The sequence below is a fragment of the Pseudomonas sp. SJZ078 genome (assembly GCF_007828255.1).
Taxonomy (GTDB): Bacteria; Pseudomonadota; Gammaproteobacteria; order Pseudomonadales; family Pseudomonadaceae; genus Aquipseudomonas.
The window spans coordinates 19,921-42,833 of record NZ_VIUG01000009.1 but is presented as its reverse complement, the minus strand read 5'-3'; the positions used below and the strand labels follow the sequence as shown (position 1 = coordinate 42,833).

At 57.8% G+C, this 22,913-nt stretch carries 18 protein-coding genes; 1 reads left to right on the top strand and 17 read right to left on the bottom strand.

Annotation, left to right across the window (positions count from 1 at the left end):
• Positions 1-3: 3 nt before the first annotated feature.
• The 17 genes from FBY02_RS10780 to mtnA form a co-directional block, all read right to left on the bottom strand.
• Complete coding sequence (locus FBY02_RS10780; protein WP_144927111.1) at positions 4-1,086, bottom strand: DegT/DnrJ/EryC1/StrS aminotransferase family protein; 1,083 nt, start codon at positions 1,084-1,086, stop codon at positions 4-6.
• A gap of 2 nt (positions 1,087-1,088) precedes the next feature.
• The gene (gene wbpD, locus FBY02_RS10775) at positions 1,089-1,664 is read right to left on the bottom strand and encodes a UDP-2-acetamido-3-amino-2,3-dideoxy-D-glucuronate N-acetyltransferase (protein ID WP_047701581.1); all 576 of its coding nucleotides are present in this window, start codon (positions 1,662-1,664) and stop codon (positions 1,089-1,091) included.
• Positions 1,661-3,553: an acyltransferase family protein gene (locus FBY02_RS10770; protein ID WP_256662486.1), complete on the bottom strand. Its 1,893-nt coding sequence runs from the start codon at positions 3,551-3,553 to the stop codon at positions 1,661-1,663. Before FBY02_RS10770 ends, wbpD begins: the two co-directional genes overlap by 4 nt.
• Before the next feature lie 69 nt (positions 3,554-3,622).
• A complete protein-coding gene (wbpB, locus tag FBY02_RS10765) occupies positions 3,623-4,573 on the bottom strand; it encodes a UDP-N-acetyl-2-amino-2-deoxy-D-glucuronate oxidase (RefSeq protein ID WP_144927108.1) in 951 nt (316 codons plus the stop codon).
• A 17-nt stretch (positions 4,574-4,590) separates the two neighbouring features.
• Positions 4,591-5,904 carry a UDP-N-acetyl-D-glucosamine 6-dehydrogenase gene (gene wbpA / locus FBY02_RS10760; protein ID WP_144927105.1) on the bottom strand — a complete coding sequence of 438 codons (1,314 nt, stop codon included), beginning with the start codon at positions 5,902-5,904 and terminating at the stop codon, positions 4,591-4,593.
• A 624-nt stretch (positions 5,905-6,528) separates the two neighbouring features.
• A complete protein-coding gene (locus tag FBY02_RS10755; RefSeq protein WP_144927102.1) occupies positions 6,529-7,593 on the bottom strand; it encodes an LPS O-antigen chain length determinant protein WzzB in 1,065 nt (354 codons plus the stop codon).
• Between the two features lie 190 nt (positions 7,594-7,783).
• Positions 7,784-8,008 (bottom strand): LapA family protein, encoded by a 225-nt coding sequence (locus tag FBY02_RS10750; RefSeq protein WP_144927099.1) that lies wholly within the window; start codon positions 8,006-8,008, stop codon positions 7,784-7,786.
• Between the two features lie 27 nt (positions 8,009-8,035).
• Entirely contained in the window at positions 8,036-8,332 is a 297-nt protein-coding gene (ihfB, locus tag FBY02_RS10745) for an integration host factor subunit beta (protein WP_003183877.1), read from the bottom strand.
• Positions 8,333-8,475: 143 nt separating this feature from the next.
• Positions 8,476-8,754, bottom strand: coding sequence for a hypothetical protein (locus tag FBY02_RS10740; protein ID WP_144927096.1), 279 nt, complete (start codon positions 8,752-8,754; stop codon positions 8,476-8,478).
• 207 nt (positions 8,755-8,961) lie between these two features.
• Complete coding sequence (gene rpsA, locus FBY02_RS10735; protein ID WP_041024567.1) at positions 8,962-10,656, bottom strand: 30S ribosomal protein S1; 1,695 nt, start codon at positions 10,654-10,656, stop codon at positions 8,962-8,964.
• 120 nt (positions 10,657-10,776) lie between these two features.
• Positions 10,777-11,466 carry a (d)CMP kinase gene (gene cmk / locus FBY02_RS10730; protein WP_144927093.1) on the bottom strand — a complete coding sequence of 230 codons (690 nt, stop codon included), beginning with the start codon at positions 11,464-11,466 and terminating at the stop codon, positions 10,777-10,779.
• Positions 11,463-13,670, bottom strand: coding sequence for a bifunctional prephenate dehydrogenase/3-phosphoshikimate 1-carboxyvinyltransferase (locus FBY02_RS10725; RefSeq protein ID WP_256662487.1), 2,208 nt, complete (start codon positions 13,668-13,670; stop codon positions 11,463-11,465). Before FBY02_RS10725 ends, cmk begins: the two co-directional genes overlap by 4 nt.
• 28 nt (positions 13,671-13,698) lie before the next feature.
• Positions 13,699-14,811: a histidinol-phosphate transaminase gene (gene hisC / locus FBY02_RS10720; protein WP_144927088.1), complete on the bottom strand. Its 1,113-nt coding sequence runs from the start codon at positions 14,809-14,811 to the stop codon at positions 13,699-13,701.
• A gap of 13 nt (positions 14,812-14,824) precedes the next feature.
• Positions 14,825-15,919, bottom strand: a complete 1,095-nt coding sequence (gene pheA, locus FBY02_RS10715; RefSeq protein ID WP_024778725.1) for a prephenate dehydratase — start codon at positions 15,917-15,919, stop codon at positions 14,825-14,827.
• Entirely contained in the window at positions 15,919-17,004 is a 1,086-nt protein-coding gene (gene serC, locus FBY02_RS10710) for a 3-phosphoserine/phosphohydroxythreonine transaminase (protein WP_144927085.1), read from the bottom strand. Before serC ends, pheA begins: the two co-directional genes overlap by 1 nt.
• Positions 17,005-17,231: 227 nt before the next feature.
• Positions 17,232-19,898: a DNA gyrase subunit A gene (gyrA, locus tag FBY02_RS10700; RefSeq protein WP_144927082.1), complete on the bottom strand. Its 2,667-nt coding sequence runs from the start codon at positions 19,896-19,898 to the stop codon at positions 17,232-17,234.
• A gap of 445 nt (positions 19,899-20,343) precedes the next feature.
• Positions 20,344-21,420, bottom strand: coding sequence for an S-methyl-5-thioribose-1-phosphate isomerase (gene mtnA / locus FBY02_RS10695; RefSeq protein ID WP_144927079.1), 1,077 nt, complete (start codon positions 21,418-21,420; stop codon positions 20,344-20,346).
• Positions 21,421-21,525: 105 nt separating this feature from the next.
• Here mtnA and FBY02_RS10690 point away from each other — a divergent pair, with 105 nt between their 5' ends.
• Entirely contained in the window at positions 21,526-22,857 is a 1,332-nt protein-coding gene (locus FBY02_RS10690; RefSeq protein ID WP_144927076.1) for a TRZ/ATZ family hydrolase, read from the top strand.
• Positions 22,858-22,913: the final 56 nt, after the last annotated feature.

Below are 22,913 nucleotides of genomic sequence, written 5' to 3'. Positions count from 1 at the left end.
ATATTATCCCGCGATAGCCGCGGCAATTTTCATTACAGACGTCTCATCCAAGTAAGGATGCATCGGCAGGCTCATCACTTGCGTTGCGATTTCATCACCAACCGGCAGGGATACCGAAGAATCAGCTACTGCGGGTTGTTTGTTGAGCGGGATTGGATAGTGAACAACACTTGGAATACCTGATGCTTTCAATTTTTCCTGAACAATGTCGCGATCTTGCACGCGAACCGTGTATTGAGCGTAAGCACTCACATTCTGCTCAGCGATGTATGGAATGCTGTTTAATCCTGCCGTACTCAACGCAACGTCATACCATTTAGCCACTTGCTGACGCAGCGCAATCTCCTCTTCGAAGATTTCAAGCTTGGGCAGTAGAATAGCTGCTTGCAGGGTATCCAGCCGGCTATTCACCCCAACCCGGATGTGGTGATAACGGCGATCCTGGCCATGCCGGGCAATCTGGCGAATAACGGTGGCCAACGCTTCATCATTGGTAAAGATCGCGCCACCATCGCCATAGCAACCCAATGGTTTGCTAGGAAAGAAGCTGGTGCAGGAAACTGTTGTAAGGTTGCACGAGCGCTTGCCTTTGTACGAAGCGCCAAAGCTCTGCGCCGCGTCCTCGATCACTGGAATGTCGTATTTGGCAGCAATAGCGTTGATCGCATCAAAGTCAGCGCATTGCCCGTATAGCGATACTGGAATAATCGCCTTCGTACGCGGCGTAATCGCCGCTTCGAGCAACTGCGGATCAAGGTTGTAGGTACGTGGGTCGATGTCCACATATACAGGCTTGGCCCCCAGCAGAGCGACTGTTTCGGCAGTAGCAATGTAGGTGAAGCCCGGAGTGATCACCTCGTCGCCTGGGCCAATGCCCAGGGCCATCTGTACGATCTGCAGAGCGTCGGTGCCGTTGGCGCAACTGATGCAGAACTTGGTGCCGGCGAAGGCGGCGAGGCGCTCCTCCAGTTCCTGTACTTCCGGGCCAAGAATGTACTGGCCGTGGCTCAAGACACGCTGGATGCCGGCATCTATCTTGTCCTTGATACGTGCTTGCTGGCTCTTCAGGTCAATGAATTCAATCATGCTCAGGCATCCATCTTGTTCAAAAATTTTCCGTTCAGCACATAACGCGCCCCCGTATGCGAGCAGAAGGCCTCGCCCTGCTCGTTCAACTGCAGTTGCTCGCCAAATTCGCTCATCCAGCCAATCTGCCGTGCGGGTACGCCCACCATCAATGCATAGGCCGGTACATCCTTGTTGATGACCGCGCCAGCACCGACGAAGGCATATTCACCAATGGTAACGCCGCAAACGATGGTGCAATTGGCGCCAAGCGTCGCGCCCTTCTTTACCAGCGTATCGAGGTACTGGTCCTTGCGCTCGATCAGCGAACGAGGGTTATAGACATTGGTGAAGACCATGCTGGGGCCACAGAACACGCCCTCTTCCAGCGTGACATTATCGTAGACTGATACATTGTTCTGGACCTTGCAGCGGTCGCCGATCACAACCTTGTTGCCCACAAACACATTCTGGCCGAGCGAAACGCCGGCACCGATCCGAGCCCCCCCGCAAACATGGACAAAGTGCCAGACACGGGAATTTTCACCGATCTGTGCGCCCTCATCGACAATCGCGCTTGGGTGCTGATAGTAGTTCATTGCTTCAGACTCACGTTGGACTGAGGTTGATCGAAAGCACGCTGCAATTGCTCGGCAGCATAGTGCCCATAACGACTTGCACCTACCTCGTTGAGGTGGTGGCTGTCACGGTAGATGAGCAGGCCTTGTTGATAAGGCGCAGCGGCAAAGAAGCTGCTGTTGGAAAAGTCCAGGAAACGCACGCCAGGCGTGCGGTCGACAATGGCTTGAACTTGCTGGTTGGCAACTTGCCACTCGCGATTGAATGTCAATGGCGCCGGCAGGCCAATCTCGGTAAAGCGCCTTACCCGCTGTACGTCTGTTTCAAACATTGGCACCTGGGCAAGCACCACTATGCGTTTATGGGCTCCCGCAGTATTGACGAGAAACTCAGCAAACGCCTTGGCGAATGTTTGGCTCTGCATCTGGTACTGCCACATGCCTGCGACGATTACCCGTTCCACCTTCGGCAACTCACGGGCGACGGCCTCGATCTGCGCGCGACAAGGTTTTTGCGCCCAGGCTGGCAGGCGTTCAAAGTCGAAGCCGGGGATAGGCACGCAACTGCTGGCAGTGATCACGCGGTAAGCAACACCCTGCTCTTCCCCCACCCGGTCGAAGAAATAGTTCAACTGAGCAGCATGACTATCGCCAATTACCAGGACGGACACTTCGGCATCTGCCTTGCCTCGCTTGCACGCGCCCACCTGGGTGCCATGGCAAATCAGTTCTGGAGCAGCATAACGGGTGAGCTCCACAGGCAGCGGAGCGACTAGCGAGGCGTTCACACGCTGTCCTCCCCACACCACCAACACGACCACAGCACCGCCTACGGCCCACTTTGGCACCTGGCGCATCATACCGGAAGCATTTCTGGCGGGTGTTTCGACCAAGCGATAGGAAAGCCATGCCAACAGTACAGAGCTGACCACGAAAACCGGCACCCAAGCGACCGTCAGCTCGTACTGCCCTGTGTAATAGCGAATGAATGCCAGCACCGGCCAGTGCCACAGATATAACGAATAGGAAATGCCGCCGAGCCAGACCATCGGCCGAGTGGCCAGCAACGCGCTGACCGGACCACGCCGAGCGGCGATGAGTAGCCCTGCCCCGACGCAAGGCAAGATAGACCAGAAGCCTGGGAAGTGTTGCTTATCGATAGTCAACACCGCCCAAGCCAGCAGGGTTGCCCCCAGCCCACCAAATACGCTTGCAAGGAATATGGATAGCTCGCGCTGGCGCATCAGCAAGGCAACGATAGCACCGACCATGAACTCGGGAGTCCGTGCCGACAGGGCAAAGTACAACCCATCTTGCGATTCACCCAGCACACGGTAGCCGCTCCAGGCAAACAGGATGGCGGCTAGCAAAGCAAATGCCATGAGACGCCATTGCCTTGGCAAGCAAATGACCATCACAGGGAAGAACAGGTAAAACTGCATCTCGATGGCCAAGGACCAGGTATGCAGAAGCGGCAACTCATCGGCCCGCGGCGCGAAATAACTACCGAAGTCAGCGAAATACTGGTTACTGGTAAACCGCGCCGAGGACTTCAGGCTGGCGAGAAAGAATGCGAAGTCATTAGGCAGAAACAAAATCGCGGATACTGCGCACACCACCACCAACATGACGAAATACGCTGGCAGAATGCGTTTGATACGGCTGACATAGAATGAAACGAGATCGATCTTATCGCTTCGCTCGGTCAACAATACCGTTATGATGAAACCAGAGATGACAAAAAAAATGTCGACGCCAACATAGCCGGCTTTCAGCCAGCCACTATTGGCGTGATAAAGCATGACCGCCAGAACTGCGATTGCACGCAAGCCCTGAATATCGAAACGAATGCTGCGCGCGTGGCGTATCGCACCCGCTTCGTTTGGCTTGTTGAAGTTATCGTTCGACACGCTGGCTCAAGATCCTGCTTGGGAATATGAAAACGGGTGGCGCAAGGCCACCCGTGCTACCTCGCTCTGTCAGCGAGAAAGGGCTTGAACGAACGGATGCGCTTCGTTGTCCGCTGCCACGACGACGGCCGCACTGCGAATAGTATCGACCGTCTCCACGCAATGACGAGCATCCTCAATGCCATAGCCACGACCAGCCAGGATTTCCTCGTAGCTGGTGGTGTGCAGGTCTGTGAAGCCTTCGGAGAACTCCATTTCCTCGCCGTTGACGGTAATCGAACGGTAAGTCGGCTTCTTGCCTTTCACCGACTCCGGCAGGTCATTGGCGTCGACCGACAGGAACCAACGTACGCGTGCTTTCTCGTACTCCAGGTAGCCAGCCGCCTTGTGTTCAGAAGTGAAGTGCACAACGTTACGCTGCAGCTTGCCGAAGATGAAATGCAGCATGTCGTAGAAGTGCACCCCGATGTTGGTGGCTACGCCGAACGACTTGCGTGGGTCCCCTTTCCAACTTTGCAGGTACCACTTGCCGCGAGAGGTAATGTAGGTCAGGTCGACTTCGTACTTGTGCGGGTTGTTCTCGCGGGCAACCTTGTCCTTCAAGGCAATGATTGCCTGGTGATGGCGCAGCTGCAGGATGTTGAACAGGCGCTTGCCGGTTTCCTGCTCGATCAGGAGCAACTGGTCCAGTTGCTGCGGGGTCGGTACCAGAGGCTTTTCACAGATCACATCACAGCCCAAGCGCAGGCCTGCGGCAATGTGCGGGTGATGCAGGTAGTTGGGCGAGCAGATCGAAACATAGTCCAAGGCGGTCGCAGGATCGCGCTTGAGGCAGTGGGCGTGATCAAGAAAGAACTCGAACTCGGTGAAGAATTCGCTTTGCGGCGAAATACTGTCGATGATGCCTACCGAGTCATTGATATCATAGGCTGAAACCAAGGCATTACCAGTATCCTTGATAGCACGCATATGACGTGGCGCAATATAACCAGCAGCGCCGATCAGAGCAAAACGCTTCATCTAAAACTCTCCTGTCATCAGGCTTTGATAATATTCGATTGAGGGGCGCGGTATTTACCACGACTATCAATTATTAACTGAGCGTGCTGACTAATAAGTTCGTAATCGAATTTATCGTGATCTGTAGCCAAGATAACAGCATCATAAGCTCTTAGAACTTCAACGGTCAGGGGCTCACTGGAAAGATCAAAATGGTGCTCGCGCATTTTCGGAAATTTTAAGACATGCGGATCACTATAGCCGACAATACCTCCCTTGGCCTCGATCAGTTCCATAATTTCAACGGATGGGGATTCACGCATATCATCCACATTCTTCTTATAAGCGATACCAAGCACTAAAATTTTACTGCCTTTTAGAGGTTTGGCACGCTCATTCAAACCATCCATCAATTTGCTTAGAACGTATTCCGGCATCGCCTGATTAACCTCACCCGAAAGCTCGATAAAACGGGTGTGCAAACCATACTCACGAGCCTTCCAAGTCAGGTAAAACGGATCAATTGGGATGCAATGGCCGCCGAGACCTGGGCCTGGATAATAGGCTGTAAAGCCAAACGGCTTGGTTGCGGCAGCATCGACCACTTCGAAAATATCGATACCCATGCGGTCCGCGACCACCTTCATCTCATTCACCAGGCCAATATTGACTGCACGGTGTATATTTTCCAGAAGCTTGGTCATCTCGGCGGCTTTGGTCGAACTTACCTGCACGACTTGGTCGATTGCATGTTCATAAAGAGCAACACCCACTTCAAGACATTGGGGCGTATGGCCACCAATGACCTTCGGGATTGTACGGGTCTCAAAGTTTGGATTGCCCGGATCTTCGCGCTCCGGGGAGTAAACCAGAAAAATCTCCTCTCCTACACGCAAACCTTTCTCCTGTACACGCGGCAACAGCTCTTCTTCTGTTGTGCCTGGATAAGTAGTGCTTTCAAGAGAGACGACCTGCCCCGCCCTTAGGTATGGCTTGATTGCATCAGTGGTATTTATCACGAAACTCATGTCCGGTTCGCGATACTTGTTTAACGGTGTAGGTACACAGAGAATCAGAGCATCACACTCAGACACATGAGTGAAATCAGTCGTCGCCTCAAACCCATTTTGGCGAGCGATCTCAATTTTTTCGCTTGGAATGTGCTCAATGTAGCTCTTACCTGAGTTCAATAGATCAACTTTTGAACTGTCGATATCGAGCCCAATCACTTTAAACCCAATAGCATTGTAACGTAGCATCAAAGGCAGGCCGACGTATCCAAGACCGACGATACCGATAACGGCCTTTTTTTCTTTGAATTTGGCGACGCTCGCCTGCTTTATGCTCGACATCCAACTCTCCATTTAACTTGTCAAAATCACTAATTGTCAAAGGCCTGACCCAGGCTAGCCGTTACCGTAACGACTTCAAAGCCTATCCCAACCCATGGAACTGGCGCTGAACGCTGTCACCTCATTCCTTCCTGTTGCTACCAGATCTCGCAAATGGTAAGCCGCGCCCAGCAGCTACAGTTACTTGGGCTCAACGCTCATCCCAACGCAGCAACGGTCTGTCACCCACACCACTAGCATGATCAGCACTAGCCATCACAGACCGCCATTATGCCCTTTACGTAATAAAATGGCTTTCCGGATTGCACATTTGCGAGCGCCTAACCTCTTTCCCTGGATTTTTCAATAGGTCAACCGGGCTTTTTTGCCACCATTATGATATCACCGCTAGACCGCTGCACCTCAATTCCTTTCTTAGCTCCAGCCTTGATACTTAAATAAATATCTCCACCAATCTTACTGACAGCCCAGAAATCTACTTGGAATACCAACCATCCTTTATCGATAGGTTTATTTTCCTATCAACAAAAAGCCCACCCTTACAAAGACACCTTTATAAAGACGGGCTCAAGAACTTATATTCAACGATGAACTGTCGTTAAGGATATACCTAATCGCTACTCATCATCCCGGCCTAACGGTTTGCTGTTGCTGCTCATTTCGAATAACAACAATTCGGATCAAGGCTACGAAACCGCCCAACAGGCCACCCACAATGATACCCAGCAACAAAATCAAGCTTTTTCTTGGCTTAATCGGACTCTCCGGCACCTCAACAACACCATCCTGCCGATAAACCGAAATACGCTCAGGATCAATATTCAACTTTCGATAAAAATTGTAGCGCATCTGCAACATTCGAAGGTCCGATATAAATGCATCATCAGAAGTCCTCGACTCAAGCGCATTGACTTCCGCCGCCAGTGCCTTGCTGCCTCGCTGATAATCCATCTTGCTACCTGTATCTACGGTGATATCAACTGCAGCAGAGGAGTTTATGGTCGGAGTTGTCAAACCAATAGCTTCGGCAATCTTCAGTGCCTCACGCAGTTGCTGAATTCGATCCTCGCGTAGCCGCTGCGCGGTTTCACGCAAGCTAACGATCCGCTGCTCGATATTGCGCGCCCTTACCGAAGCCTCGGTCGTAACGTTCTTGATAAGCTCCGACTCGGCGGCCTCGCTGGCACGTTCCACATAGGCCTTGGCCCACTCGGTCGCCCGGACAGGGTTGCCACCTTGAACAGTTACCGAGAATCGATCAGGAGTGTCCTTACCTGGCCCCTTGACGACCAGTTCTCGAGAGAAACGCTCATATACACGATCAAGCGCTCCTTTTCGCTGGGATTCATCAAGCGAAGGAAGATAGATTTCATTGAAGAATTTTTGGCGAGTAGACTCCGCCTGAAGATTCCGGGCAAACACATCATAGACATGATTGATGGAATAAGTGTCCAGCTCAGTACTCTTCCCCCGCCCATAATTCAACTCAGCAATCCCATTCTGAGTAGGCGGCATGATGAAAAGCTTGGCTTCGTAAACTGGCTTACTAAGAAATGCGTAGGCGGCCGCACCAATAGTGACCAACAGCGTCACACCTATGATCAACCACTTCTGAGCCCAAAGCCCACGCACGAGCTCTATCAGATCAATCTCATCAGAGCCACGCACTTCAACACGGTCATTTTGCATGTAGGACCTCGCCTTCATTGTCTGAAATCACGCTTGCAAAACTCAACGCATGAAGAGGCAGGACAACAGGCAAAGCCCCGATAAAAACCGAAACAAACTGGATTAAGTTAAGCACAAATAAAAAAACCCGTAGTCATAAAAATTATTGGCAGCGATCCCTACTCCAAGACTACCAGGCTCCCACACTCCATCATTTCAGCCGTCGCCGCCCCCCAACGAACCACGTCAGCAAGGGACCGAATACCATACCCAGCAGTAGCGCCAACAGCACGAAAACCGAAACCGGAAGCTGCGGAGCCGACCAGCCGAGGAACAGCAGGGCAACAGGCTGATTGTTTTCGAGCACGAACAGGACGATGGCTACAGCCACGAGCAGCGCTAATACGACAACCGCCAGACGCTTAAAGTTCCCCATGAACACCTCTTTATTTTTGATGCGCTGTTAAAACTCGTCCCCCTCCTCCTCATTCACCCGATCCCTGAGTTCTTTGCCCGGCTTGAAATGAGGCACGAATTTGCCATCAAGACTCACGGATTGCCCGGTTTTAGGGTTACGCCCTACCCGCGGAGCGCGGTAATGCAGGGAGAAGCTGCCGAAGCCACGGATCTCGATACGATCTCCCGTAGCCAGGCATTGGGACATTTGCTCAAGCATGGTCTTGATAGCCAGTTCCACATCCTTGGATGAGAGTAGCCCTTGATGGGTGACAATACGTTCGATCAACTCCGACTTCGTCATATTTTTCCCTTCTTTTTCAAGCAGCTAGGAAAATCGCTTAAAAAGGTTTTAGCATGGTCGAAGGGATTTGAACAGCCCAAGTATTGACATTCTTCCTCATTCCCCTGTTGGTCTTCCGCACAGATGGCGGGACCTTACTCGGGTTATCGACACATGACCAACATTGTCCGCGTCAGATAACCCGCCGGATTGAAACCGAAGGGATACGAATCTTCATCCTTCGCATCGTCGGATCGGGTAATCACTTTATAACCCGCCCCCTTGCACTCCCTGGCAGCCCGCTTATGGCACTTCTCCCAGCTGGACCCCAACCCCGAGCAATCGATCTCGATTCCGCTGACACCGCGCACTGCGTGGGTTTTCGCGCTTGTGGAGCACCCAGCCAGCATGACTACCAACAACACAAGAAAGAGTCTGTTCATTCAAGACCTATCGGCAGGAGGCCATCCATTCAAAGCAACCCTTGGTCGCTATATAGATAATTGATCCGCTTAACAAAACAGACCACTCTATCAAAGAATTGGTTTCCCCCCCTGACGATGCATGCCCAGGCGGAACGTGGAAATGAACGGAATCGCGGGCACAAAAAAGGGCGACCGAAGTCGCCCTTTTTTACAGAAAGTCAGAACTCAGTTCTGCTTTTCCGCTTGTGCAGCACGCAGCAGGTCACCCAGAGTGGTGGCTACTGGAGCATCCGAAGCAACTGGCTTGTCGCGCAGGCTCTGGATAGCTTCTTTCTCGTCTTCAACGTCTTTCGACTTGATCGAGAGCTGGATTACGCGGCTCTTGCGATCAACGCTGATGATCTTGGCTTCTACTTCTTCGCCTTCTTTCAGAACGTTACGTGCGTCTTCAACGCGGTCACGGCTGATTTCGGAGGCTTTCAGAGTCGCTTCGATATCGTCGGCCAGGGTGATGATGGCGCCTTTGGCGTCAACTTCTTTCACGATACCCTTAACGATTGCGCCTTTGTCGTTCTCTTGAACGTACTCGGAGAACGGATCGCTTTCCAGTTGCTTGATACCCAGGGAGATGCGCTCGCGCTCTGGGTCAACCGACAGGATAACGGTGTCCAGTTCGTCGCCCTTCTTGAAGCGGCGAACGGCTTCTTCGCCCACTTCGTTCCAGGAGATGTCGGACAGGTGAACCAGACCGTCGATGCCGCCGTCCAGACCAATGAAGATACCGAAATCGGTGATCGACTTGATGGTGCCGGAGATCTTGTCGCCCTTGTTGAACTGGCCAGAGAAGTCTTCCCATGGGTTGGACTTGCACTGCTTGATGCCCAGGGAGATGCGACGACGCTCTTCGTCGATGTCCAGAACCATGACCTCCACTTCGTCGCCGACTTGTACGACTTTCGAAGGATGGATGTTCTTGTTGGTCCAGTCCATTTCGGAAACGTGCACCAGACCTTCAACGCCTTCTTCCAGCTCAGCGAAGCAGCCGTAGTCAGTGAGGTTGGTAACACGGGCAGTGACGCGGGTGCCTTCTGGGTAACGGGCTTTGATAGCGACCCATGGATCTTCACCCAGTTGCTTGAGGCCCAGGGAAACACGATTGCGCTCGCGATCGTACTTCAGAACCTTGACATCGATCTCGTCGCCAACGTTGACGATTTCCGAAGGATGCTTGATACGCTTCCAGGCCATGTCGGTGATGTGCAGCAGGCCATCGACGCCACCCAGATCGACGAATGCGCCGTAATCGGTGAGGTTCTTGACGATACCCTTGACCTGTTGGCCTTCCTGCAGCGATTCCAGCAGAGCTTCGCGCTCGGCGGAGTTTTCGGCTTCCAGGACACTGCGACGGGAAACGACAACGTTGTTGCGCTTCTGGTCCAGCTTGATGACCTTGAATTCCAGCTCTTTGCCTTCCAGGTGCGTGGTGTCGCGCACTGGACGGACGTCAACCAGGGAACCTGGCAGGAACGCACGGATGCCGTTAACGTCGACAGTGAAGCCGCCTTTAACCTTACCGTTGATAACGCCCTTGACCACTTCCTCAGCTGCGAAAGCCGCTTCCAGAACGATCCAGCATTCAGCGCGCTTGGCTTTTTCACGGGACAGCTTGGTTTCACCAAAGCCATCTTCAACCGAGTCCAGAGCAACGTGAACTTCGTCACCGACGTTGATGTTCAGCTCGCCAGCATCGTTGTAGAACTGCTCAAGCGGGATGAGTGCTTCAGACTTCAGACCAGCGTGAACGGTTACCCAGCGAGCTTGGTAATCGATATCAACGATAACACCGGTGATGATGGAGCCTGCCTGAAGGTTCAGGGTTTTCAGGCTTTCTTCAAAGAGTTCCGCAAAGCTTTCGCTCATTTTAATTCCTGTTGATTAGGGCGAAGAATACGCCCGGCTCCACACCCCAGACGGTGTGGGTTAGTTTCATATAGAAGAAGCACCGCAGGACTATGACTGGTCCCCTGCGGAGCTTCCTGGTCACCCGGCGATATCGCGAATGGCGATCTCGCTCATGATGCGTTGCAACACCTGATCGATGGACAACTCCGTGGAGTCCAGCTGTATTGCATCAGCCGCCGGCTTGAGCGGGGCAACTGCACGCTGGGTGTCACGTTCGTCACGTGCACGGATCTCATCTAGCAGACTCGACAGACTAACATCCTCGCCTTTGCCCTTCAACTGCAAATATCGGCGACGAGCCCGCTCCTCCGCGCTGGCGGTCAGGAAAATCTTCAACGGTGCGTCCGGAAAGACCACCGTCCCCATGTCGCGACCGTCGGCCACCAGCCCCGGCTGCTCCAGGAATGCGCGCTGACGCTGCAGCAACGCTTCGCGCACCGCCGGCAGCGCGGCGACCTGGGAGGCCCCGGCGCCAACGGTTTCAGTGCGAATGACATCACTGACCTCATCGCCTTCCAGGATGATGCGCTGCAGTTGACCATCGGTCGCTGCAATGAATTGCACATCCAGGTGCGCCGCCAGGGCCTTGAGCAACTCCTCGTTGGTCAGGTCGACGCCATGGTTGCTGGCCGCGAATGCGAGCAAGCGATACAGGGCCCCCGAATCGAGCAGGTTCCAGCCCAGTTGCCTGGCGAGGATCCCGGCGACGGTGCCCTTGCCCGAGCCGCTCGGGCCATCGATGGTGATGACCGGTGTCTTGATGTTCACGACTGTGCCTCTTTTGCCACCCGAATGCCGACCTGCTCGCACAGTGCCAGGAAGTTCGGGAACGATGTCGCAACGTTGGCGCAGTCATGGATGCGAATCGGGGCGCTTGCCCGCAGGGACGCAACACTGAAGGCCATGGCGATGCGATGGTCACCGTGACCATGGACTTCGCCGCCGCCGATCTGGCCGCCGTCGATGATGATACCGTCCGGCGTCGGCTCGCATTTTACGCCCAGCGCCAGCAAGCCATCCGCCATCACCTGGATACGGTCCGACTCCTTGACCCGCAGCTCTTCGGCGCCGGTCAGTACCGTCCGTCCTTCCGCACAGGCGGCAGCCACGAACAGTACCGGAAACTCATCGATCGCCAGCGGAACCAGCGCCTCGGGAATCTCGATACCCTTGAGTTTAGCCGCTCTGACGCGAAGGTCCGCCACCGGCTCGCCGCCGACTTCACGCGGGTTCTCCAGGGTGATGTCGGCGCCCATCAGGCGCAGGATATCGATCACGCCCGTGCGGGTCGGATTGATGCCGACGTGCTCGAGCACCAACTCAGAGCCTTCGGCAATGGACGCGGCCACCAGGAAGAACGCCGACGACGAAATATCGCCCGGCACTTCGATGTGGGTCGCGGTCAACTTGCTACCCGACTCAACGGAAGCCGTAGCCCCGTTGACCGTAACCGGATAACCGAAGCCACGGAGCATGCGCTCGGTGTGGTCACGGGTCGGCGCCGGCTCGGTGACGGTGGTCTTGCCTTCGGCATAGAGACCAGCCAGCAGCAGGCAGGATTTCACCTGGGCGCTGGCCATCGGCATGGTGTAGGTCAGGCCCTTGAGCTTGTTGCCGCCACGGATGACCATCGGCGGACGACCTTCGGCAGCCGTCTCGATGACCGCGCCCATTTCCCGCAGCGGGTTGGCCACGCGGTTCATCGGCCGCTTGGACAGCGACGCGTCGCCGGTCAGGGTGCTATCGAAGTCCTGCGCGGCCAGCAGGCCGGACAACAGGCGCATCGAAGTACCGGAGTTACCCAGGTAGATCGGACCTGGCGCAGGCTTGAGGCCATGCAGGCCGACACCATGGATCGTCACGCGACCATGGTGCGGCCCTTCGATGACCACCCCCATGTCGCGAAACGCTTGCAGCGTCGCCAGGGCATCTTCGCCCTCGAGGAAGCCTTCCACCTCGGTCACGCCTTCGGCCAGGGAACCGAGCATGATCGAGCGGTGGGAAATCGATTTATCGCCCGGTACACGAATACGCCCGCTCAGGGAGCCACCAGGTTGTGCCAGGAAAATCAGATCGTTGGAATTCATAGCGTCCACATAGGCCCGACGGGCCAGGATTTTACTGAAATGCTCGCGGGCCACCCTGGCACGTGTGAAAACGCCCAGCAACTGGTGCCCGTCCCCTGCATCGACCGCGTCGCGCAAGGCGTCGAGGTCGCTGCGAAATGTATCGAGTGTGCGCAGGACAGCTTCGCGATTGGCGAGGAAGATGTCGTGCCACATGACCGGGTCGCTACCGGCGATTCTCGTGAAATCGCGGAAACCGCCGGCAGCGTAACGGAAGATCTCAAGATTTTCATTGCGTTTGGCCAATGAATCCACCAGACCGAACGCCAACAGGTGCGGCAAATGACTGGTGGCGGCCAGGACCTCGTCGTGGCGCCCGACCTGCATGTGCTCCACATCGGCGCCCAACTCGCGCCACAAACGGTCCACCACAGCCAGCGCAGCCGGATCGGTCTGGTCCAGCGGCGTCAAGATGACCTTGTGGCGGCGAAACAGCTCGGCATTGGAAGCTTCCACGCCGCTCTGCTCGGAACCAGCGATCGGATGCCCCGGCACGAAGCGCACCGGCATCCCGCCAAAGGCTTCGGTAGCCGCACGCACGACGTTACCCTTGGCACTGCCGACATCGGTCAGGATCGCCCGGCCCAGGTCCATGGTCGCCAAGCGTGCCAGGAGTTTTTCCATGGCCAGAATCGGCACCGCCAGCTGAATCACGTCAGCCCCCTGGCACGCAGCCGCCAGGTCGTCTTCGCAGCGGTCCACCACGCCCAGCTCCACCGCCAGCTTGCGCGACTGCGGATCCAGGTCGACGCCAACCACCTCGCGGCACAGACCTCCTTCTCGCAAGCCCTTGGCGAACGAACCACCGATCAGTCCCAGACCGACCACCACCAGGCGACCGATCATAGGTGCAGCAGGTTGCAGCGAAGTGACATCAACCACGAGCCAGAACCTTGCTCAATGCCTCGAGGAACCGGCTGTTTTCCGCTTGCAGGCCAACGGTGACGCGCAGGTGGTTCGGCATGCCGTAATTGGCCACCGGACGCACGATCACGCCTTCACGCAACAGGCCCTGGAACACCGGTGCCGCGACACGACCCAGGTCGACGCAGATGAAGTTGCCTTTCGACGGAATCCAGCCCAGGCCCAGCTCACGGAAGCCAGCCTCCAGTTGCAGCATGCCGGCCTCGTTCAGGCGACGGCTCTGCGCCAGGTACTCCTCATCCTGGAGTGCAGCGCAGGCGGCGGCCAGAGCAAAGCTGTTGACGTTGAACGGCTGGCGTACACGGTTCAGCACATCGGCCACCACGGCAGTGGACAGGCCGTAGCCGACCCGCAGCGATGCCAGGCCGTAGGCCTTGGAGAAGGTGCGCGAAACCAGCAGGTTCGGGTACGCCGCGAGGAAGTCCAGGCCATCGGGCAGGTCGCTGCCTTCGGCGTATTCGATGTAGGCCTCGTCCAGCACCACCAGCACGTGCCCAGGGACGTCCTGCAGGAAGTCGTCCAGGGCCTGGGCGTCGAACCAGGTGCCCGTCGGGTTGTTCGGGTTGGCGATGAATACCACCCGGGTATTGGCGTCGATGGCCGCCAGCATGGCCGGCAGATCGTGTCCCCACTCCTTGGCCGGAACAACATGGGCGTCGGCACCGACCGCCTGGGTAGCGATCGGGTAGACCGCGAACGCATGCTCACTGAATACCGCGTTGAGGCCCGGCGCCAGGTAGGCACGCGCCACCAGCTCAAGGATGTCATTGGAACCGTTGCCCAGCGTCACCTGGTTCAGCTCGACACCACAACGCTCGGCCAGCAGGCTTTTCAAGGCAAACCCATTGCCATCGGGGTAGCGGGTCAGCTCGGCCAGCTCGTCACGGATCGCCGCCAGCGCCTTGGGCCCGGCACCCAGCGGGTTCTCGTTGCTCGCCAGCTTGACGATGCTGGCCGGATCCAGGTCCAGCTCGCGAGCCAGTTCGTCCACGGGCTTGCCCGGAACGTAAGGCGAAAGTTGTTGCACGCCTGGCTGTGCCAGGGCGAGGAAGTTGCCACTCATTTGCTATCCGCCCTTATAGAACTGCCTTGGGGTAGGAACCCAGCACCTTGAGTGCCACTGCTTCCTGACTGATTTTCTCCAGCACACCTTTTACCAGCGGGTCGCGGTGGTGGCCGACGAAGTCGATGAAGAACACGTAGGTCCATTTACCGCTGCGCGACGGACGCGTCTCGATCCGGGTCAGGTCGATACCGTTGTCGTGGAACGGCACCAACAGTTCATGGAGCGCGCCGGGCTTATTGCTCATGGAAACGATGATCGAAGTCTTGTCGTCGCCGGTCGGTGGCACTTCCTGGTTGCCGATCATCAGGAATCGCGTGGAGTTGTCCGGACGGTCCTCGATTTTCTCAGCCAGGCGGGTCAATCCATAGAGACCGGCCGCCATGTCCCCTGCAATTGCCGCCGAGTTCCACTCGCCCTTGACCCGCTTGGCCGCCTCGGCGTTGCTCGATACCGCCACGCGCTCGACGTTCGGGTAATGGGCGTCCAGCCACTTGCGGCACTGGGCCAGGGACTGGGCGTGGGAATAGATCCGGCTGATGCTGTCGGTCTTGGTGTTCTCGCCCACCAGCAGGTGATGGTGGATGCGCAGCTCGACTTCGCCGCAGATCACCATGTCATGCTCGAGGAAGCTGTCCAGCGTGTGGTTGACCGCACCTTCGGTAGAGTTCTCCACCGGCACCACGCCAAAATTCACCGCGCCGGCCGCGACTTCGCGGAAGACTTCGTCAATGGCGGCCATCGGCTTGCTGATCACAGCGTGCCCGAAGTGCTTCATGGCCGCGGCCTGGGTGAAGGTACCTTCAGGCCCCAGGTAGGCGACTTTCAGCGGTTGCTCCAGCGCCAGGCACGACGACATGACTTCGCGGAACAGCCGCGCCATTTCTTCGTTGCTCAGCGGGCCCTTGTTGCGTTCCATGACCCGCTTGAGCACCTGGGCCTCACGTTCGGGACGATAGAACACCGGCACTTCACCCTCGGCCAGGGAGGCCATTTTCACCCGGGCGACTTCCTGGGCGCAGCGTGCGCGCTCGCTGATCAGCTCCAGGACTTTTTCGTCCAGGGCATCGATGCGCAGGCGCAGCGCCTTGAGTTCTTGCTCTGACATCAGCCGTGTTCCTTCTCGAACTCTGCCATGTAGGCAACCAATGCGTTGACCGCATTGATGTCCACGGCGTTGTAGATGGAAGCGCGCATGCCACCGACAGAGCGATGGCCCTTGAGGTTCAGCAACCCGCGCTCGTCGGCACCCGCCAGGAACGGTTTGTCGAGACGGTCGTCGGCCAGGCGGAACGGTACGTTCATCCAGGAGCGGTCGGTCTTGTTGATAGGGTTGCTGTAGAGGTCGCTGGCATCGATGAAGTCGTAGAGTGTGCGCTGCTTCACTTCATTGAGTTTGCCGATGGCTTCGACACCGCCCTGCTCTTTCAACCACTCGAACACCAGGCCCGACAAGTACCAGGCCAGGGTCGGCGGCGTGTTGTACATCGAGCCGTTGTCGGCCGCGACCTTGTAGTTGAGCATGGTCGGGCACAGGGAACGGGCACGACCCAACAGGTCCTCGCGAATGATGCTGACCAGAATGCCGCTCGGGCCGATATTCTTCTGGGCGCCGGCGTAGATCATGCCAAAACGGGAGACATCCACAGGGCGCGAAAGGATGTCCGAAGACATGTCGGCCACCAATGGCACATCACCGGTTTCCGGTATCCAGTTGAATTCCAGGCCGCCGATGGTTTCGTTCGGCGCGTAATGAACGTAGGCCGCGTCCTTGGACAGGTTCCACTCGTTCTGACCGGGAATGGCGAAATAGTCGTAGGGCTTGGCGGTGGCGGCAACGTTGACATGGCCGTAACGCGAGGCTTCTTCAATGGCTTTCTGCGACCAGATCCCGGTGTCGATGTAGTCGGCCTGGCCGTTTTCGGGCAGCAGGTTCAACGGGATCTGGGCAAATTGCTGGCTGGCGCCACCCTGCAAGAACAACACTTTGTAGTTGGACGGGATGTTCAGCAGATCACGCAGGTCCTGCTCGGCCTTGGTGGCAATGGACACGAACTCATCGCTGCGATGGCTCATTTCCATGACGGACAGGCCCTTGCCATGCCAGTTGAGAAGTTCACCCTGGGCACGCTTCAGGACCGCTTCAGGAAGCGCCGCCGGGCCGGCACAGAAGTTATAGGCTCTCTTGCTCACATCCAATCTCGCTCTGATCTGGTGGTCACATAAATCTTGTGTTCTGCACACAATCCCTGTGGGAGCGGGCTTGCTCGCGAATGCGGTGTGTCAGTCGACATCTGAATGGCTGATACACCGCATTCGCGAGCAAGCCCGCTCCTACAAGAGGAATGCGCAGTGTCGCAAATTTTCAAAAGGGACAAACAACAAGGGGGCGAATCTTCATCCGCCCCCTACGTGTCCGCTTACTCCTGCGGTTCTTCTTCGTCTGCGGCAGCATCGAGCGATTGATCGTCGCCGGTCATGTCGCCGACATCGGCACCCAGGGTACCGTCGAACGCCACGTCGTCCTCGCCTTCCAGCTCCTCGCCTTCGACTTCCGATGGTTCCTGCACCCGCTCAAGGCCCACCAGCGTTTCATCGCTGGCCAGCTTGATCAGCGTTACGCCCTGAGTATTACGGCCCAGGCTCGACACCTCGTCGACCCGCGTACGCACCAGGGTACCCTGATCGGAGATCAGCATGATTTCTTCGCCATCGAGCACCTGGACCGCACCAACCAGACGGCCGTTACGCTCGTTGCTGACCATGGCGATCACGCCCTGGCCGCCACGCTTGTACTCCGGGAACTCGCTGATGGCGGTACGTTTGCCGTAACCGCGCTCGGAAGCGGTCAGGATCTGGCTGCCTTCTTCAGGGATCAGCATGGAAATCAGCTTCTGGCCTTCCGGCAGGCGCATGCCGCGCACACCGCGGGCAGTACGGCCCATGGCACGAACATCGGACTCCTTGAAGCGAGTCACCTTGCCACCGTCGGAGAACAGCATGACCTCACGCTCGCCATCGGTAATGGCGGCGGAAATCAACACGTCGCCCTCGTCCAGTTCCAGGGCGATCAGCCCAACGCTGCGCTGGCGACTGAAGGATTCCAGCGGGGTTTTCTTGACAGTGCCGTTGGCGGTCGCCATGAAGATGTAGTGGCCTTCGGTGTATTCCTCGACCGGCAACATCGTGGTGATGTACTCACCATCGTCCAGCGGCAGCAGGTTGACCAGCGGACGACCACGGGCAGCGCGGGACGCTTCGGGAATCTCGTAGGTCTTGAGCCAGTAGACCTTGCCCTTGCTGGAGAACAGCAGCAGCGTCGTGTGGCTGTTGGCAACCAGCAGGTGGGCGATGTAGTCCTCGTCCTTGACGCCGGTAGCCGATTTACCTTTGCCACCGCGACGCTGAGCCTGGTAGGCGGCCAGCGGCTGGGTCTTGGCGTAGCCACCGTGGGAAATGGTCACCACGCGGTCTTCTTCCGGGATCATGTCACCCAGAGTCAGGTCCAGGCGCGCATCGAGGATCTCGGTGCGGCGCACGTCGCCGTATTCGGCGCGGATCACTTCCAGTTCTTCGCGGATCACTTCCATCAGGCGCGTGGCGCTGTTGAGGATGCGGATCAGCTCGCCGATCTGGTTGAGGATTTCCTGGTACTCGGCCAGCAGCTTCTCGTGCTCCAGGCCGGTCAGGCGGTGCAGGCGCAGTTCCAGAATGGCTTGTGCCTGTTCCGGGGACAGGAAGTACTTGCCGTCGCGCAGACCGTATTGCGGGTCGAGATTCTCCGGACGGCAGGAATCGGCGCCGGCACGCTCGACCATGGTCATCACCGCACTGGACTCCCAAGGCGTACTGACCAGCGCTTCCTTGGCTTCCGACGGCGTCGGCGAGGCCTTGATCAGGGCAATGACCGGGTCGATGTTCGACAGGGCAACGGCCTGGCCTTCCAGGATGTGACCCCGCTCACGGGCCTTGCGCAGTTCGAACACGGTGCGGCGGGTAACCACTTCGCGACGGTGACGCACGAAGGCTTCCAGCAGGTCCTTGAGGTTCAGGATCCGCGGACGGCCATCGATCAACGCGACAATGTTGATACCGAACACGCTTTGCAGCTGGGTCTGGGCGTAGAGGTTGTTGAGGATCACCTCAGGCACTTCGCCACGGCGCAGCTCGATCACGACGCGCATGCCGTCCTTGTCGGACTCGTCCCGCAGTTCGGTGATGCCTTCGAGTTTCTTCTCCTTGACCAGCTCGGCGATCTTCTCGATCAGACGGGCCTTGTTCAGCTGGTATGGGAGCTCGGTGATGACGATCTGCTGGCGGCCACCGACCTTGTCGATGTCTTCGACCGTCGAGCGGGCGCGCATGTAGATGCGGCCGCGACCGGTGCGATAGGCCTCGATGATACCGGCCCGACCGTTGATGATCGCGGCGGTCGGGAAGTCCGGGCCGGGGATGTACTGCATCAGCTCATCGACGCTCAGCTCGGGGTTGTCGATGAGGGCCAGGCAACCATCGATGACTTCACCGAGGTTGTGCGGCGGGATGTTGGTTGCCATGCCCACGGCGATACCGCTGGAACCGTTGACCAACAGATTCGGGATACGGGTCGGCATGACCGCCGGGATCATTTCGGTGCCGTCGTAGTTCGGCACCCAGTCCACGGTTTCCTTGTGCAGGTCGGCCAGCAGCTCGTGGGCGAGCTTGGTCATGCGCACTTCGGTGTATCGCATGGCCGCGGCATTGTCGCCGTCCACGGAGCCGAAGTTGCCCTGACCGTCTACCAGCAGGTAGCGCAGGGAAAATGGCTGCGCCATCCGGACGATGGTGTCGTACACGGCAGTGTCGCCGTGAGGGTGATACTTACCGATCACGTCACCGACGACACGGGCGGATTTCTTGTACGGCTTGTTGAAGTCGTTGCCCAGCTCGCTCATCGCGAACAACACGCGCCGGTGCACGGGCTTCAAGCCATCGCGCGCATCCGGCAGCGCCCGCCCGACGATTACGCTCATAGCGTAGTCGAGGTAGGACTGTTTCAGCTCGTCTTCGATATTGACCGGGAGGATTTCTTTGGCCAGTTCGCCCATGAGAAGCCTGATTCCTTTTTCTGGTGAAACCTCGTCACATCCAGACGGGACGAACGAAGCTCGCCGCTACAGGACAAGTGCCGTGCAGCGACTTACGACAAATCAACGAGTTATGCCATGGATCTGCGCAGTGAAGACCGCTTCGTGAAGCGGCCCTGGAAACTGCCGGATGTTATCACAAGAGCCGCCACGCACCTATCCCCCAGATGCGCATGGAGCATAGTTAGTTGACCGGTGACAGGCTGGAATGGGACGAGAGGGGCTTAGAAGCGCTGCGACTGGAGAAATTGCACTCAAATGCAAGGAGATCTGGAGGTTTCAAGGGCCTCATCGCGAGCAGGCTCGCTCCCACAGGGAGGCTTTACATGCCCGGGATTCCGGACACGACCCGATTCCATGTGGGAGCGAGCCTGCTCGCGATGGCGATGCACCTGACAAAATGGTCTCAATGCAGCCGCTTGCGGCACATCAGTTGCGCCATCTTCGCGGTGTCCGGGCGCTCGACGATCCCCTTCTCCGTGACGATGGCGTCGATCAGGTCAGCCGGCGTGACGTCGAACACCGGGTTGAACGCCTCCACCTCCGCGCCGACCCGCTTGCCGCCAACTTCCAGCAGTTCGCGCCCGTCGCGTTCTTCGATCGGGATGTCCTCGCCGCTGGCCAGGTTCATATCAATGGTCGAACTGGGCGCCACCACCATGAAGCGCACGCCGTGATGCATGGCGCAGACCGCCAGTTGATAGGTGCCGATCTTGTTCGCCACATCACCGTTGGCAGTGATGCGGTCGGCGCCGACGATTACCCAGGTCACACCCTTGGTTTTCATGATGTGGGCGGCAGAGGAATCGGCGTTGAGGGTCACCGGGATACCCTCGTTCGCCAGCTCCCACGCCGTGAGGCGCGAACCCTGCAGCCATGGACGGGTTTCGTCGGCATAGACCCGCTCGACCATACCCTCGATGAATGCACCGCGAATCACCCCCAGGGCCGTGCCGAAGCCGCCGGTGGCCAGGGCACCGGTGTTGCAATGGGTCAGGATGGCCTGGGCATTGCCCTGGTGCTTGCGGATCAGGTCGACGCCGAGCTGGGCCATGGTCAGGTTGGCTTCACGGTCACTTTCGTGAATGGCGATCGCCTCGGCCTCGAGGGCGGCCAGCGGCTCGGCATGCTCTTTCAAGCGCGCCAGCCGGTCACGCATCCGATCCAGGGCCCAGAACAGATTCACCGCCGTCGGCCGGGACTCGGCCAGCAAAGTGAAGTCAGCCTCCAATGCCGCGCCCCAGTCCCCGCCCTCGGCCACTCTCGCGCGGGCGGCCAGCACCACGCCGTAAGCCGCACTGATGCCGATGGCCGGCGCGCCGCGCACCACCATCGTGCGTATGGCCTCGGCCACCCCGGCCGCACTGGTGTAGGCGATCCAGTTTTCCTCGAACGGCAACACGCGCTGATCCAGCAGGTACAGGGCGCCATCCCGCCAATCGATGGCCTTCACCTTCTCCGCAGCCAACAGTTGATCGCGCATCCTACACTCCGCACTCTTGAACAAAGCCGCCGATTATAGCGATCCCAGCGCGATGACGCTCGGGTATACTTCGCCATCCTTTATAACCCATGGAACCGATCCACAATGCCCAAGCCTGCCATTGCGCTCGACTTACTATTGCTGCCGACCTGGTTGGTGCCTGTCGAACCCGCTGGCGTGGTACTCAAGGATCATGGCCTGGGTGTCCGCGACGGCTGCATCGTGTTCATCGGTCCACGGGCCGAAGCCCTGAAATGCGAGGCTGCCGAAGTCCGTGAGCTGCCGGGCATGCTGCTCAGCCCGGGCCTGATCAACGCCCACGGCCATGCGGCGATGACATTGTTCCGCGGCCTGGCCGACGATCTGCCCCTGATGACCTGGCTTGAACAACATGTCTGGCCGGCCGAGGGCAAATGGGTCGATGAAAACTTTGTGCGCGACGGCACCGACCTGGCAATCGCCGAGCAAATCAAGGGTGGCATCACCTGTTTCTCTGACATGTATTTCTATCCCAAGGTTGCCAGCGAACGCGTCCATAACAGCGGCATCCGTGCACAAATCGCCATTCCGATCCTCGATTTCCCGATTCCCGGGGCTGCCAGTGCCGACGATGCCATTCGTCAGGGCATCGAATTGTTCGGCGACCTCAAGCACCATCCGCGGATCAAAGTCGCATTCGGCCCGCATGCGCCCTACACCGTGGGCGATGAGAACCTGGAGAAAATCCGCGTGATTGCCGAAGAGCTGGACGCAGCCATTCATATGCATGTTCACGAAACCGCCTTCGAAGTGCAGCAGGCGGTGGATAACACCGCCGAGCGGCCGTTGGCTCGCCTCGGACGACTGGGCCTGCTGGGGCCGCGTTTCCAGGCTGTGCACATGACTCAGATCAGCGATGAAGACCTGGCCTTGCTGGTAGAAAGCAATTGCAGCGTGATCCATTGCCCGGAATCGAACCTGAAGCTGGCCAGTGGTTTCTGCCCGGTGGAGCGCTTATGGCAGGCCGGGGTCAATGTGGCGGTCGGCACCGACGGCGCTGCGAGCAACAATGACCTGGACCTGCTGGGGGAGACTCGCACCGCAGCCCTGCTGGCCAAGGCCGTCGCCGGCTCGGCCACGGCCCTGGATGCCCATCGGGCTTTGCGCATGGCCACGCTCAATGGCGCCCGGACGCTGGGCATCGAGGCCACCGTCGGCTCCCTGGAAGTCGGCAAGGCCGCCGACCTGGTGGCCTTCGACCTGTCGGGATTGGCCCAGCAACCGATTTACGATCCGGTGTCGCAGCTGATCTACGCCACCGGCCGCGATTGCGTGAAACACCTGTGGGTGGCCGGCAAGCCGTTGCTTGAAGACGGCCAGCTGACCCGCCTGGAGGAACCGCAACTGATCGCCACGGCCCAGGCCTGGGGTCGCCGCATCAGCGGTCACGACGAATAACCCCGCCTCTTGAGCCACGGCTCGGGGCCACTGATTTTTTCAAGTTTTTCGAGGAT

Coding starts and splice junctions, on each gene's coding strand:
- FBY02_RS10740 (WP_144927096.1), bottom strand. CDS start 8,754: ATGAACAGACTCTTTCTTGTGTTGTTGGTAGTCATGCTGGCTGGGTGC.
- FBY02_RS10780 (WP_144927111.1), bottom strand. CDS start 1,086: ATGATTGAATTCATTGACCTGAAGAGCCAGCAAGCACGTATCAAGGAC.
- hisC (WP_144927088.1), bottom strand. CDS start 14,811: ATGAGTGGCAACTTCCTCGCCCTGGCACAGCCAGGCGTGCAACAACTT.
- FBY02_RS10755 (WP_144927102.1), bottom strand. CDS start 7,593: ATGCAAAATGACCGTGTTGAAGTGCGTGGCTCTGATGAGATTGATCTG.
- wbpD (WP_047701581.1), bottom strand. CDS start 1,664: ATGAACTACTATCAGCACCCAAGCGCGATTGTCGATGAGGGCGCACAG.
- pheA (WP_024778725.1), bottom strand. CDS start 15,919: ATGTCAGAGCAAGAACTCAAGGCGCTGCGCCTGCGCATCGATGCCCTG.
- mtnA (WP_144927079.1), bottom strand. CDS start 21,420: ATGCGCGATCAACTGTTGGCTGCGGAGAAGGTGAAGGCCATCGATTGG.
- FBY02_RS10690 (WP_144927076.1), top strand. CDS start 21,526: ATGCCCAAGCCTGCCATTGCGCTCGACTTACTATTGCTGCCGACCTGG.
- rpsA (WP_041024567.1), bottom strand. CDS start 10,656: ATGAGCGAAAGCTTTGCGGAACTCTTTGAAGAAAGCCTGAAAACCCTG.
- FBY02_RS10750 (WP_144927099.1), bottom strand. CDS start 8,008: ATGGGGAACTTTAAGCGTCTGGCGGTTGTCGTATTAGCGCTGCTCGTG.
- FBY02_RS10725 (WP_256662487.1), bottom strand. CDS start 13,670: ATGATCGGTCGCCTGGTGGTGGTCGGTCTGGGACTGATCGGTGGTTCG.
- ihfB (WP_003183877.1), bottom strand. CDS start 8,332: ATGACGAAGTCGGAGTTGATCGAACGTATTGTCACCCATCAAGGGCTA.
- gyrA (WP_144927082.1), bottom strand. CDS start 19,898: ATGGGCGAACTGGCCAAAGAAATCCTCCCGGTCAATATCGAAGACGAG.
- wbpB (WP_144927108.1), bottom strand. CDS start 4,573: ATGAAGCGTTTTGCTCTGATCGGCGCTGCTGGTTATATTGCGCCACGT.
- wbpA (WP_144927105.1), bottom strand. CDS start 5,904: ATGTCGAGCATAAAGCAGGCGAGCGTCGCCAAATTCAAAGAAAAAAAG.